13 protein-coding genes are annotated in these 13301 nt (G+C 73.9%); 5 read left to right on the top strand and 8 right to left on the bottom strand.

The features are described from left to right. Positions 1-46: 46 nt before the first annotated feature. Positions 47-991, top strand: coding sequence for a DeoR/GlpR family DNA-binding transcription regulator (locus tag I003_RS0111395; RefSeq protein WP_027771648.1), 945 nt, complete (start codon positions 47-49; stop codon positions 989-991). Positions 992-1111: 120 nt separating this feature from the next. Here the strand turns inward: I003_RS0111395 and I003_RS0111390 are convergent, their stop codons facing one another. Then, complete coding sequence (locus tag I003_RS0111390; RefSeq protein ID WP_027771647.1) at positions 1112-1693, bottom strand: TetR/AcrR family transcriptional regulator; 582 nt, start codon at positions 1691-1693, stop codon at positions 1112-1114. Positions 1694-1813: 120 nt separating this feature from the next. Between I003_RS0111390 and I003_RS0111385 the strand changes: the two genes are divergently transcribed. Continuing rightward, positions 1814-3244: an MFS transporter gene (locus tag I003_RS0111385; protein ID WP_027771646.1), complete on the top strand. Its 1431-nt coding sequence runs from the start codon at positions 1814-1816 to the stop codon at positions 3242-3244. Positions 3245-3319: 75 nt separating this feature from the next. On the opposite strand, the gene I003_RS0111380 is transcribed toward I003_RS0111385, so the two are convergent. Continuing rightward, on the bottom strand, positions 3320-5077 hold the full coding sequence (locus tag I003_RS0111380; RefSeq protein ID WP_027771645.1) for an ATP-binding protein: 1758 nt from the start codon (positions 5075-5077) through the stop codon (positions 3320-3322). Between the two features lie 407 nt (positions 5078-5484). On the opposite strand from I003_RS0111380, the gene I003_RS0111375 reads away from it, so the two are divergent. Then, positions 5485-5919, top strand: a complete 435-nt coding sequence (locus tag I003_RS0111375; RefSeq protein ID WP_027771644.1) for a hypothetical protein — start codon at positions 5485-5487, stop codon at positions 5917-5919. Positions 5920-6009: 90 nt separating this feature from the next. Here the strand turns inward: I003_RS0111375 and I003_RS0111370 are convergent, their stop codons facing one another. The 4 genes from I003_RS0111370 to I003_RS0111355 all read right to left on the bottom strand — a co-directional run bounded on the left by I003_RS0111370 (position 6010) and on the right by I003_RS0111355 (position 8800). After that, positions 6010-6618 carry a Maf family nucleotide pyrophosphatase gene (locus I003_RS0111370; RefSeq protein ID WP_027771643.1) on the bottom strand — a complete coding sequence of 203 codons (609 nt, stop codon included), beginning with the start codon at positions 6616-6618 and terminating at the stop codon, positions 6010-6012. Between the two features lie 121 nt (positions 6619-6739). Further along, positions 6740-6886 carry a morphogenic membrane protein MmpB gene (gene mmpB / locus I003_RS36410; protein WP_199784276.1) on the bottom strand — a complete coding sequence of 49 codons (147 nt, stop codon included), beginning with the start codon at positions 6884-6886 and terminating at the stop codon, positions 6740-6742. Between the two features lie 71 nt (positions 6887-6957). Further along, on the bottom strand, positions 6958-7170 hold the full coding sequence (locus I003_RS0111360; RefSeq protein ID WP_027771642.1) for an acyl-CoA carboxylase epsilon subunit: 213 nt from the start codon (positions 7168-7170) through the stop codon (positions 6958-6960). Between the two features lie 22 nt (positions 7171-7192). Continuing rightward, on the bottom strand, positions 7193-8800 hold the full coding sequence (locus tag I003_RS0111355) for an acyl-CoA carboxylase subunit beta (RefSeq protein ID WP_027771641.1): 1608 nt from the start codon (positions 8798-8800) through the stop codon (positions 7193-7195). Between the two features lie 212 nt (positions 8801-9012). Between I003_RS0111355 and I003_RS0111350 the strand changes: the two genes are divergently transcribed. Continuing rightward, the gene (locus tag I003_RS0111350) at positions 9013-9879 is read left to right on the top strand and encodes a biotin--[acetyl-CoA-carboxylase] ligase (protein ID WP_027771640.1); all 867 of its coding nucleotides are present in this window, start codon (positions 9013-9015) and stop codon (positions 9877-9879) included. A gap of 123 nt (positions 9880-10002) precedes the next feature. Further along, the gene (locus I003_RS0111345) at positions 10003-11145 is read left to right on the top strand and encodes an adenylate/guanylate cyclase domain-containing protein (RefSeq protein WP_027771639.1); all 1143 of its coding nucleotides are present in this window, start codon (positions 10003-10005) and stop codon (positions 11143-11145) included. A gap of 122 nt (positions 11146-11267) precedes the next feature. On the opposite strand, the gene I003_RS0111340 is transcribed toward I003_RS0111345, so the two are convergent. Continuing rightward, on the bottom strand, positions 11268-12371 hold the full coding sequence (locus I003_RS0111340) for a GGDEF domain-containing protein (protein ID WP_027771638.1): 1104 nt from the start codon (positions 12369-12371) through the stop codon (positions 11268-11270). A gap of 82 nt (positions 12372-12453) precedes the next feature. After that, on the bottom strand, positions 12454-13233 hold the full coding sequence (locus I003_RS0111335; protein ID WP_027771637.1) for an enoyl-CoA hydratase-related protein: 780 nt from the start codon (positions 13231-13233) through the stop codon (positions 12454-12456). Positions 13234-13301: the final 68 nt, after the last annotated feature.

Here is a 13301-nt window from a genome sequence, read left to right as displayed (position 1 = left end):
TGTCGGTTTCGTGTTCGCTGCAGAACGTCGTCAGTTGATCCTTGAAATGGTGCGGGCCAATGGGGCCGTATCGCTCCGAGAGCTTGCCCGAGTCGTACAGACCTCCGAGGTGACCGTCCGCCGTGACGTCCGCGCCCTGGAAGCCGAGGGGCTGCTGGACCGAAGGCACGGAGGGGCGGTCCTCCCGGGCGGTTTCACCCGTGAGTCCGGCTTCCCACAGAAATCACATCTCGCGACCGCGGAGAAGACCGCGATCGCCGATCTCGCCGCGGGATTCGTCGAGGAGGGCGAGGCCGTCGTCGTCGGTGCCGGTACGACGACGCAGGAGCTGGCCCGCCGGCTCGCGCGCATCCCCGGCCTGACCGTCGTGACCAACTCCCTGCTCGTCGCGCAGGCGCTCGCGCACGCGAACCGGGTCGAAGTCGTCATGACCGGCGGCACGCTGCGCGGCAGCAACTACGCGCTGGTGGGCAGCGGAGCGGAGCAGTCGCTCCAGGGGCTGCGCGTCTCGCGCGCGTTCCTCTCCGGCAGCGGGCTGACCGCCGAGCGCGGGCTGTCCACGTCCAACATGCTCTCGGCGAGCGTCGACCGGGCGCTGGTGCAGGCCGCGGCGGAGGTCGTGGTCCTCGCGGACCACTCCAAGCTGGGCACCGACACGATGTTCCAGACGGTGCCCACCGACGTGATCACGCGGCTGGTCACGGACGAGCCGCCGCCGAACGACGAGCGCGCGGTCACCGAGCTGCAGGCCCTGGCGGACCAGGGGGTGCAGATCGCGGTGGCGGGTCCGGAGCAGCCGGCGGGCGGTGACGGCGGCCCCCCGGCACCGCGCCGTCACCCCCGGCACGGGGGTGAGCGGCGGCGCGGAGAGGAGAGCGTGCCACTGCCGGGTCAGCGCCGGACGCCGCAGTCCGCGGCCTCGGCCATGCGCGCCACCGCGGCCCTGCCGGACCAGGGCCGCGTAGCGGACCTGGCCCCCCGCCGCCGGTAGCGGCGCGGGGGGCCTCACGAGCCCCGCCGGGTCCCCGGACCCGGCGCCCGCGGCGCCCGCGGACGGGGCCCGCCCCCCTCCGCGGAAGCGCCGCGGGCCCCTCCCGGGCCCCGGACCCCGTCAGGCGGGCCGGGTGCGGAGGCCGTCGAGGACCAGGTTCAGCAGGCGGTCGGCCGCCTCGGTGTCCTCCGGGTTCTTCGCCGACGCCTTCTCCGCCGCGTAGGCGATCGCGCTCGTCAGCCGCAGGATGTCGTCCGGCGCGACGTCCCCGCGCAGCTCGCCGGCCTCCCGCGCGCGGGAGGCCAGTGCGTCGACGGTCTGGCGCAACTGCTCCTTGCAGTTGACCATCAGGCCCTCGTCCATCAGCGCCGCCGCGACCCCGCGGATCGTCGAGGACACGTCCACGTACCGCCGCATCCACGCCGTCAGCGCTCCCATCGGCGTCCTGCCGGCCTCCGCCGCCAGCGCCCGCGCCGTCGCGCTCAGCTCGTCGACCCGCGTCTGGAACACCTCACCCATGAGTGCGAAGCGGTCCGGGAAATGCCGGTACAGCGTGCCGATGCCGACGCCCGCACGGCGCGCGATCTCCTCCAGCGAGGCGTCCGCGCCGCGCTCGGCGAAGGCCGCCGCAGCCTCGCTGAGCAGGCGTTCGTAGTTACGGCGTGCGTCCGCGCGCATCGGCCGGCCCTGCACCGTTCCCATGGGCACCACCCTTCGTCGTCCCCGCGCTGCCGCCCAGAATGCCATTGCAGAAACGGAGGCACCCTCCGTATAGTGAAGCGGAGCTACCCTCCACTTCATTCTCTGCCGGAAGGCACGTCTGTGTCCACAACCCTGCGCACGCCCACGGACCGCGGCAGCCGCGGTCCGGGCCCGAAGCCCCGCGGCGCCCGCCCGGGGCTCGCGCTCACCGCGATCGTCGCCACCCAGCTCATGTTCCTGGTCGACGCCACGGTGGTGAACGTCGCACTTCCCGACATCGCACTCGACCTGGGCTTCTCCCCGACCCGGATGTCCTGGATCCTCAACCTCTACACCCTCGCCTTCGGCGGCCTGCTGCTTCTCGGCAGCCGCATAGGCGACCGCATGGGCCGCCGCCGCGCGCTCGTCACCGGCGTGCTCGCCTTCACCGCCGCCTCTCTCCTCGCCGGCCTCGCGCCCAGCGGCGGCTGGCTGCTCTTCGCCCGTACCGCCCAGGGGGCCGCCGCCGCGCTCGCCGCGCCCAGCACCCTCGCGCTGATCGCCACCACCTTCCCCGAGGGCCGTCCACGCGCCCGCGCGCTCAGCGTCTTCGCCTCGATCAGCGGCGCCGGCTCGGCGCTCGGCCTGGTCCTCGGCGGGGCGCTCACCGATCTCGCGTCCTGGCACTGGGTCTTCCTGATCAACCTGCCCGTGGGCCTGGCCATCGCCTGGCTCGCGCCCCGCCATCTCGACGAAACCCCGCGCCAGCGCGGTCCGTTCGACGCCCTCGGTGCGCTACTCGCCACCCTGGGCATGACCTCGCTCGTCTACGCCTTCATCCGCACCGCCGAAGAGAGCTGGGGCGACGGGCTCGCCCTCGGCGCCTTCGCCGCCGCGGCGGCGCTGCTCGGCAGCTTCCTCGCCGTCGAACTCCGCGTCCGCCGGCCGCTGGTGGTGCTGCGGCTCTTCACCGACCGCAACCGGTCGGTCGCGTACGCCACGATGCTGATGATCCCCGCCGGGATGTTCGGCGTCTTCTACTTCACCACGCAGTACCTGCAGCGGTCCCTCGACTACAGCCCGTTCCGCGCGGGCCTGGCCTTCCTGGCGCTCACGTTGCCGCTCTTCGCCGCCTCGCGCTTCGCGCCGCGCGCGCAGGCCAGGTTCGGGCCGAAGCGCACCGCCGTGGCCGGGCTGACGCTCAACACCGCCGGCATCCTGTGGCTCAGCCGTCTCGACGCCTCGTCCGGATACGCCGACGGGCTGCTGGGTCCGCTGCTGCTCATGGGCGTCGGGGTCGGGCTGACCATGATGCAGCTCACCACCCTCATCCTCAGCGGCGTCGCGCCGGAGGACGCGGGGTCGGCCTCCGGGCTGCTGCAGACGATGCAGTACGTCGGCGGCAGCCTGGGCCTGTCCGTGCTCGTCTCCGTCTTCGACGTGGGCCTGCGGCACTCCTCGGGGCACACGTTCTTCGACGGAACGGGGGCCGCTTTCACCGCCGCGGCGGCGTTCTCCGCGGTCGCGCTGCTGCTGATGACGGGGGCGCGGAACGTATCGCGCACCCCGTGACGTCGTCGCGCCAGGGGGCGGGCCCGACGGGCCCGCCCCCTGTTCCGCTCTGTCCGCCGATGCGCGTGGTTCGCGTCAGTCCTTGATCTCGCAGATGACCGCGCCGGAGGTGACCGTCGCGCCCATCTCCGCCGCGAGATCCTTGACCGTGCCGGCGCGATGGGCGTTGATCGGCTGCTCCATCTTCATCGCCTCCAGCACGATCACCAGGTCGCCCTCCGCGACCTGCTGGCCCTCCTCGACCGCCACCTTCACGATCGTGCCCTGCATGGGCGAGGCCAGCGCGTCGCCCGAGACCGCGGAGCCGGACTTCTTCGCCGCCCGCCGCTTCGGCTTCGACCGCCCTCCCGCCGGCGAGGCGACCGCACCGAGCGACGACGGGAGCGACACCTCCAGGCGCTTGCCGCCGACCTCGACGACCAGCGTCTCGCGGCTCTCCTCCTCCGCGTCGGCTTCCGCGCCGCCGGCGAAGGGGGGAATGCCGCCCGCGAACTCCGTCTCGATCCACCGGGTGTGGACGCCGAACGGCACCTCCGCCACGGCCGGTGCGAACGCCGGATCCCGGACCACCGCGCGGTGGAACGGCAGGGCCGTCGCCATCCCGGAGACCGTGAACTCGTCCAGCGCACGTGCCGCACGCTGCAGCGCCTGCTGCCGGGTCGCGCCCGTGACGATCAGCTTGGCCAGCAGCGAGTCCCACGCCGGGCCGATCACGCTGCCCGACTCCACGCCCGCGTCCAGCCGCACGCCGGGCCCGGCCGGCGGCTCGAAGGCCGTCACCGTGCCGGGCGCGGGCAGGAAATTGCGCCCCGGGTCCTCGCCGTTGATGCGGAACTCCAGGGAGTGCCCCCGCACCGGCGGGTCGTCGTAGCCCAGTTCCTCGCCGTCGGCGATGCGGAACATCTCCCGCACCAGGTCGATGCCCGTGACCTCCTCGGTCACCGGGTGCTCCACCTGGAGGCGGGTGTTGACCTCCAGGAAGGAGATCGTGCCGTCCTGGCCGACGAGGAACTCACAGGTGCCCGCGCCCTCGTAGTGCGCCTCCTTGAGGATGGCCTTCGACGCGCGGTACAGCTCGGCGTTCTGCTCGGGGGACAAGAACGGCGCCGGCGCCTCCTCCACCAGCTTCTGGTGGCGGCGCTGCAGCGAGCAGTCCCGGGTGGAGACCACGACCACGTTCCCGTGCTTGTCCGCGAGGCACTGCGTCTCCACGTGCCGTGGCCGGTCGAGATAACGCTCGACGAAGCACTCGCCGCGGCCGAACGCGGCGACGGCCTCGCGCACCGCCGACTCGTACAGCTCCGGGACCTCTTCGAGGGTGCGGGCGACCTTCAGCCCGCGACCGCCGCCGCCGAAGGCGGCCTTGATGGCGATCGGCAGCCCGTGCTCCTCGGCGAACGCCGTGACCTCCGTGACGTCCGCGACCGGGTCCTTGGTGCCCGCCACCAGCGGCGCACCGGCCCGCTGGGCGATGTGCCGGGCCGACACCTTGTCGCCGAGGTCGCGGATGGCCTGCGGCGGCGGGCCGATCCACGTCAGGCCCGCGTCGAGGACGGCCTGGGCGAACTCCGCGTTCTCCGACAGGAACCCGTACCCGGGGTGGACGGCGTCCGCGCCCGCGTCCTCGGCGGCCTGCAGCACCTTGCCGATGTCGAGGTAGCTCGTGGCCGGGGTGTCGCCGCCGAGCGCGAAAGCCTCGTCGGCCGCGCGGACGTGGAGTGCGTCCCGGTCCGGCGCGGCGTAGACGGCTACGCTCGCGATTCCGGCGTCCCGGCAGGCACGGGCTACCCGGACGGCGATTTCGCCGCGGTTGGCGATGAGCACCTTGCGCACGATGGCTCCCTTCTCGGAACACCGAGATTTTAGGTAATGGCCACACCTCTGCGCTGCGGGATCCCGGAGGTGAGCTTTCCCACACAGAGAGTGATCCGCGCCGCCGCACTCGGGCGCGTAGCCCTGAGTTCCCAAGGTACGCCGCATGTGGAGCCGCGCGTGCGAAACCGGCGTGTGGCCAAGGTCTCGCGTGCGTTGCGCAGATGGACGGCGCCGCTTTTTGTGGGAACCATACGAAGGCGGGACGGAATCTTTTCGGTCGCCGGTCCGTCCGGAGCCGTCGTGCGCGCCTGGGGCGTGCGCATCGTGTGTCCCCGGAGTGCCCATCGTGCGCGGACCCTTGCCGCCCCCGACTACCCATCAGTAGCGTAAGCGGGCCGAACGGACCAGGACCAGGGGGTGCCGCCATGCGCAGAACGGTCGCGGCGGTTGCGGGTGCCGCGCTGCTCGTCGAAGCGGTCGGGCTCGCCGTCGTGCACTTCGTCCTGGGCTCGGTCGTCGACCGCCAGGAGATGTCCCTCGCCGGCCTCGACTCCGGCGTCATGTCCGGCTCGACGCGCGCGGCGGGCGTGGGCATAGGGCTCTACCTGCTGTGCTGCGCGGCGGTCTCGCTGCTCATCGCCGTACGCGACCGGGCCCCCGGGCGGGCCGGCCGGATCCTGCTGGTGAGCTGCGCGGTGCTGCACGCGGTGCTGGCGACGGTGGCCGTGGGGCTGGTGGGCTGGGCGGCGTTCGCGGGGCTGATGGTGCTCTTCGGGCTCATCGTCCTGGTGTTGAGCGTCGAGGACGGTCCCGTAGGCCAGCCCGAGGGCGGCGGCGCGGAGCCGGCGCCGGCGGCCTGAGCCGTTCCGGTCCGCGGTCGGCCGCGCGGCACCGCGTACGGGCACGGCAGCGCAGCCACGGCATCACCTGCGTGCCCGGAGCCCGGCCGGCTACGCCCACAGATCGGTGATCCGGACCCCCACCTCCGCGAGCAGCCTTCGCAGCAGCGGCAGCGAGATCCCCACGACGTTGCCGTGGTCGCCGTCGATGCCGTCGATGAACGCCGACGAGCGGCCGTCGATGGTGAACGCCCCGGCCACGTGCAGCGGTTCGCCGGTCGCGACGTACGCGGCGATCTCGGCGTCACTCGGCTCGCCGAACCGCACCACCGTCGCGGCGGTCGCGCTCGCCCGCCGCCCGGAGGCCGTGTCGATCAGGGAGTGCCCGGTCTGCAGCACCCCGGAGCGGCCCCGCATCGCCTTCCACCGCGCCGTCGCGTCCTCGGCGTCCACGGGCTTGCCCAGCGCCCTGCCGTCCAGCTCCAGCACCGAGTCGCAGCCGACGACCAGCGCGCCCGCAGCCTCCGGCCGCGCGGCGACGGCGGCTGCCTTCGCCTCCGCGAGCACGAGGGCCAGCTCCGCGGGCGTCCCTCCGGAGACGGCGTCCTCGTCGACACCGCTGACGATCACCTCCGGCGCGAGTCCCGCCTGCCGGAGCAGGGCGAGCCGGGCGGGGGACTGCGACGCGAGCACGAGCGTGCGGGCGGGGTGGCTGGTCATGCGCGCCATCGTAGGCGGCGGTGGTGACACCGCCCGACGGCGGCGGAGGGCGCGGGAGTCCCCGTACGGGGACGACGATGTGTGCCGCGCCCCCGGACCGGGCCCCCGGACACCGGGAGCCTCACAACGACGGCATGCCCGGTCCCGACGCCCCCAGCGCCATCGACACCACGGCTGCCAGCGCGAGCAGCCAACCGGCGCGGCGCAGCCGCCGTTCCGCCGCACGCAACTCCGCGTCGGGTTCGTCGGGAGGGTCGGACCAGAGCATCTTCCGATGGTCCCGGCCCGGCAACCCCGCGCGCCTGAGTACGGGTACTCAGATACCGGCGGCGGGCGTCCCTACGACGGCCAGTAGGTCGTACGCCACGCCTTCGGCCCCGGCCGCGGCGTCCGCCGGGCCGGCACCCGCCGGGCCGGGTCCGCCCACTCGCTCGCGGGTCCGCCCCGCGACCCCGCCGCGGACGAGGCCGCCCGCGCCTGGACCACCGCCAGCGCCGCCGCCAGCTCCTCCGCCGTCGGGTTGCCCCGGACCACCTTGATCTCGTCGGACATCGGCCCTCCTCGATCCCCCCGCCTACAGCGGGATGTTCCCGTGCTTCTTCGGCGGCAGCGCCTCCCGCTTGTTGCGCAGCACGCGCAGCCCCTTGGCCACCTGCCGCCGCGTCTCCGACGGCATGATCACAGCGTCCACATACCCGCGTTCGGCCGCCGCATACGGGTTCAGCAGCGCGTCTTCGTACTCCTGGATCAGCTCCGCGCGCCGCGCCTCGCGCTCCTCCTCGTCCTCGATCGCGGCGAGCGTGCGGCGGTAGAGGATGTTGACCGCGCCCTGCGCGCCCATGACGGCGATCTGCGCGGTGGGCCAGGCCAGGTTGAGGTCCGCGCCGAGGTGCTTGGAGCCCATCACGTCGTAGGCGCCGCCGAACGCCTTGCGGGTGATCACCGTGATCAGCGGCACGGTGGCCTCGGCGTAGGCGTAGATCAGCTTGGCGCCGCGGCGGATGATGCCGTCGTACTCCTGGTCCGTGCCCGGCAGGAAGCCGGGGACGTCGACGAAGGTGAGCACGGGGACGTTGAAGGCGTCGCAGGTGCGCACGAAGCGGGCGGCCTTCTCGCTGGCCTTGATGTCGAGACAGCCGGCGAACTGCATCGGCTGGTTGGCGACGACGCCCACCGGGTGGCCCTCGACGCGGCCGAAGCCGGTGACGATGTTCGGCGCGTACAGCGCCTGGGTCTCCAGGAACTCGCGGTCGTCCAGGACGTGCTCGATGACGGTGTGCATGTCGTACGGCTGGTTCGCCGAGTCCGGGATGAGGACGTCCAGCTCGCGGTCCTCGTCGGTGACCGCGGTGCCGACCTCCTCGGGGAAGGCGGGCGGCTCGCTGAGGTTGTTCGACGGCAGGTACGACAGCAGCGCCTTGACGTACTCGAAGGCGTCCTTCTCGTCGCCCGCCATGTGGTGCGCGACACCCGAGGTGGTGTTGTGCGTACGGGCGCCGCCCAGCTCCTCGAAGCCGACGTCCTCGCCGGTGACGGTCTTGATGACGTCGGGACCCGTGATGAACATGTGCGACGTGCCGTCGACCATGACGGTGAAGTCCGTGATGGCCGGCGAGTACACCGCGCCGCCCGCGCACGGGCCGACGATGACGCTGATCTGCGGGACGACGCCGGAGCTGTGGACGTTGCGGCGGAAGATCTCCGCGAAGAGACCGAGCGCGACGACACCCTCCTGGATGCGCGCGCCGCCGCCGTCGTTGATGCCGATGACGGGACAGCCGGTCTTCATGGCGAAGTCCATCGCCTTGACGATCTTCTCGCCGTAGACCTCGCCGAGGGAGCCGCCGAAGACCGTGAAGTCCTGCGAATACACCACGACCGGGCGGCCGTCCACGGTGCCGTAGCCGGTGATCACGCCGTCGCCGTACGGGCGGTTGGCGTCGATACCGAAGTTCGTCGAGCGGTGCCGGGCGAACTCGTCCAGCTCCGTGAACGACCCCTCGTCCAGCAGCAGATCGACCCGCTCGCGCGCGGTCAGCTTGCCCTTCGCGTGCTGCTTCTCCACCGCGCGCGCCGACCCGGCGTGCGTGGCCTCCTCGATCCTTCGGCCGAGATCGGCGAGCCTGCCGGCCGTCGTGTGGCTGTCCGCCGTCTCGGCGGGGGGCTCGTTCGCCTGGGCCATCGCGGTGCAGCTCCTGCCTCGTCGGGGGCGCCTCCGGGCGGGGAACCCGGGGCGGTGCGGGACTTACCGCTACGTAGGTTATCGGCGTGCGGCGGCCGTACGGGTGCGGCGTTGGCCACACCCGCGGCGTGGCGCCGGCGGGGTGACGCCCGCGCCGCGCACGGCGTGGCGCCGGCGGCGGCGGGGCGGATGCCGGACCGTAGGGTGGCCGTATGAGTGCAGATCGGGGAAGCCGCTGGTCCGACCTCGAACGTCCGCCGCTGAACGCCGCCGCGTTGCGCCACGCGCTCGTCCGGCCCGGAGGGCTGTGGACGTCGCTCGACGTGGTCGAGGCCACCGGCTCCACGAACGCCGACCTCGCCGCGCGCGCCCGCGAGGGCGTGGCCGAGGGCGCGGTGCTCGTCGCGGAGGAGCAGACGGCGGGGCGCGGCCGGCTGGAGCGCCGGTGGTCGGCACCGCCCCGATCCGGGCTCTTCTTCTCCGTCCTGCTGCGCCCCGAGGGCGTACCCGTCAGCAGGTGGGGCTGGCTGCCGCTGCTCGCGGGCGTCGCCGTGGCGACCGCGCTGCCGCGGGCCGCGGGTGTGGACACGGCGCTGAAGTGGCCGAACGACGTGCTCGTGACCGTCGGCGGCGAGGAGCGCAAAGCGGGCGGCATCCTCGTGGAGCGCACCGACGCCGCGGACGAGTCCGTGGTCCTGGGCATCGGCGTCAACGTCACCCTGCGCGCCGACGAGCTGCCCGTTCCGCAGGCCGGCTCGCTGGCGCTGGCCGGCGCGAAGGTCACCGACCGGGACACGCTGCTGCGGTCGCTGCTGCGGTCGCTGGAGCGGTGGTACGGAAGCTGGCGCTCCGCGGGCGGTGACCCGGCCGGCGCCCGGCTGCAGGAGACGTACGCGGCAGGCTGCGCGACGCTCGGCCGGCAGGTCCGCGCGGAGCTGCCCGGCGGGACGTCGGTGACGGGGGAGGCCGTCGCGGTGGACGGCGACGGCCGGCTGGTGCTGGCCACGGCGGCGGGGCTGGCCGAGCCGGTGAGCGCGGGGGACGTCGTGCACCTGCGGTCCGCCGCCGAAGCGGAGTGAGCTGGGCCACACTTCCCGTATCGTGGGGACCGCAAGGGCGGTGGCCAGGGAACGGACGCACGGAGGGGGCAGCCGGTGAGTGAGGTTGCGGGCTCCTCCGGGGCGGAGGAGCCGGAGGCCCCGGTGGGTTCCGGCGGATCCGAGGGTGCCCCGGGCCCCGGGGACCCGGGGGGCCCCGCGGCCGCGCAGGGCGCGGAAGGTCCGGAGGATCCGGAGGGCGAGGACAACCCGATCGCGCTCCGCATCGAGCAGCTCATCCTGGGCTCCGACCGCCGCTACACGCCCTTTCAGGCCGCGCGCGCGGCGGGCGTGCCGATGGAGCTGGCGGCCCGTTTCTGGCGCGCCATGGGCTTCGCCGACATCGGCCAGGCCAAGGTGCTCACCGAGGCCGACGTGCTGGCCCTGCGCCGGCTGGCGGGCCTGGTGGAGGCCGGGCTGCTGAGCGAGGGCATGGCCGTGCAGGTGGCGCGCTCCACCGGGCAGACGACGGCCCGGCTGGCGGACTGGCAGATCGACTCCTTCCTCGAAGGGCTCACCGAGCCGCAGGAGGGCATGTCCCGGACGGAGATCGCGTACCCCCTCGTCGAGCTGCTGCTGCCGGAGCTGGAGGAGTTCCTCGTCTACGTCTGGCGCCGCCAGCTCGCCGCGGCCACCGGCCGGGTGGTCCAGGCGCAGGACGACGACGAGATGGTCGCCCGCCGCCTCGCGGTGGGCTTCGCCGACCTCGTGGGCTTCACCCGGCTGACCCGGCGGCTGGAGGAGGAGGAGCTGGGCGAGCTGGTCGAGGCGTTCGAGACCACCGCCGCCGACCTGGTCGCCGCCCACGGCGGCCGGCTCATCAAGACGCTCGGCGACGAGGTGCTGTTCTCCGCGGACGACGCGGGCACGGCGGCGGAGATCGGCATCCGGCTGATCGAGACCCTGGCCCGCGACGAGACGATGCCGGAGCTGCGGGTGGGTATCGCGTTCGGCACGGTGACGACGCGGATGGGCGACGTGTTCGGCACGACGGTGAACCTGGCGTCGCGGCTGACGTCGATCGCGCCGAAGGACACGGTGCTGGTGCACGGCGACTTCGCCGCGGAGCTGATACGGGACGGGGACGCCCCGGAGTCCGAGGCGGCGGCCACGGCGGCGGAGAAGGCCGCGGCGGAGGGCGGCACGGGGGAGGCCCCGTCGTACCGGTTCGCGCTGCAGCCGATGTGGCAGCGTCCGGTGCGGGGCCTGGGCGTGGTCGAGCCGTGGCTGCTGAGCCGCCGGAGCTGACGGGCTGACCCGCCTGACAGGACCGATCGAACCGACGAGCTGACGGGTCCGGGGAGCTGCCGGAGCAGACGAGCTGACGGGGTCCGGCGGGCCCGGGGAGGGTGACGCGTACCCCCGCCCGCCTACCCCCTGCTCCGCGCCTGTCTCCCCCTGAACGCCCTTCGGCTCCGCCCCCGCGGCGGGTCGTCCGCCAGCCGCGTCACCTCCCGGTCCCGCCCCGCGACCACCGGTCCCGCCGCTTCCGCCGCCTTCGCCGCGTACTGCGCCGCGTCCGCCAGCCGCAGCAGCCGCCGCCCCGACAGCACCGGACCGATCGGGTCCCCGGTCGACGCCACTCCGCACGCGACTCCCCGGCCCGGCTTGAGGGACGCCGCCCGCGCGCACAGCTCCGTCGCGGTGCGTACGACGGCGTCCGCCGGGGGCCCCGCCGACAGCAGGCAGAACTCGTCGCCGCCCAGCCGGGCGGCCAGCGTCCCCGGCAGCGCCGCCCCGTGCTGCGACAGCAACGTGCCGAATCGTTCCAGCAGGCGGTCGCCGCCCGCGTGGCCGAGTGAGTCGTTGACCTCCTTGAGGCCGTTGATGTCGCAGACGACCAGGCTGACCACCGTGCCCTCCGCCCGGTGCCGCTCCACCGCCTCGTCCAGCCGGAGGTCCAGCGCCCGGCGGTTGGCCAGCCACGTCAGCGGGTCGGTGAACGCCAGCCGCCGCGCCTCCTCCAGCCGCTCCGTCTGCGCCAGCCCCGCCGCGACCACCGCGCCCACCGCCGCCGCGAGGTCCGCGTCGTACGGCGTGAAGGGAGCCGCGCCGCGCGGGCGGGCGACGTACAGCTCACCCCACGCCCGCCCGTTCACCAGCAGCGGCACCACCACGCAACTGCCCCGCCCCCGCCGCCGCAGCGCCTCCCCCCGAGGGCCGGGGGAGTCCTCGGTGGCCGTCGAGGGCCCGCCTGCGGACGCCGGGCCGGGAAAGTCGTGCAGAGGGTACGACTCGTCCTGCGGGAACTCCTCTTCGCCGGGCACCCGCTCGCCGTCGTTGACGAGCACCCGCAGCCGCGCGTGTTCCCGCTCCCAGGCGGACACCGCGGCGAACGACCCGTCCAGCGCGCGCCTGGCGCCCGCCGCCGCCGCGCGCACGGTGTCGCGGGGCGTGACCGTGTCCGCCAGCGCCCGGGCCAGCTCGACCACGGCGCGCAGGGGTTCGTCCGGGGGCCGGTCGTTGCCCGTCACGGCTCCAGAGTAGGCAATCAATCCCCATTTGCAGGATTTAGGCAGATTGGTCACCCTGGACAGGGCGTCCCCCTCGCGCCCCTCACGCCCCCGGCCATACCGGCTTGCGCTTCTCGTTGAACGCGGCCACGCCTTCCTTCCGGTCCGGCGACAGTGCCGTCCGCTGCCACGCCGCATCCTCGATCTCCATCCCCGCCCGCAGCTCCCGCCCGTAGCCCAGCCGCAGGGCCCGCTTCGCGGCCCGTACGCCCACCGGCGAATTGCCCGCGATCCGCCGCGCCAGCTCCAGTGCCGTCGTCCGCGCCTCACCCGCCGGCACCAGCCGGTCGACCAGGCCCAGCGCATGCGCTTCCGCCGCCTCCACGCGGCGCGCGGTGAAGATCAGCTCCGCCGCGCGGGCGGAGCCCACCCGGCGGGGCAGCAACTGCGTCCCGCCGCCGCCCGGCACGACCCCGACCGACACCTCCGGCAGCCCGACCACCGCCGTCTCGTCGGCGACGATGAAGTCGCAGGACAGCGCAAGCTCGTACCCCCCGCCGAGCGCGAAGCCGTGCACAGCCGCGACGACCGGCATCGGCAGGTCGAGCACCCCCGCGTACGCGGCGCGCGCCGTGGGGCGGTGGCGGAGCATGTCGGCGTCGGTGAAGCCGTTGCGCTCCTTGAGGTCCGCGCCGACGCAGAACGCCCGCTCGTGGCTGGAGGTGAGGACCACGGCCCGTACGGAGGCGTCCGCGGCCAGCCGCGCGGTGGTCTCGGTGAGCGCACGGGCCAGCTCCGTGGAGACGGCGTTCATGGCCTCCGGCCGGTCGAGGACCAGCTCGGCGACGTACTCGTGCGTGCGGACGGCGATGCCCTCGCCCATGCGAATCTGCCTCCGGCGGGTCGTGGTGTTAACGGCCGCTAACCTAGTGCGCGGAGTCGCGCGGCGCC

The sequence above is a fragment of the Streptomyces sp. CNQ329 genome, assembly GCF_000482585.1.
Note: the sequence above shows the minus strand (reverse complement) of the source record. Positions and strands in the feature narration are given on the sequence as shown.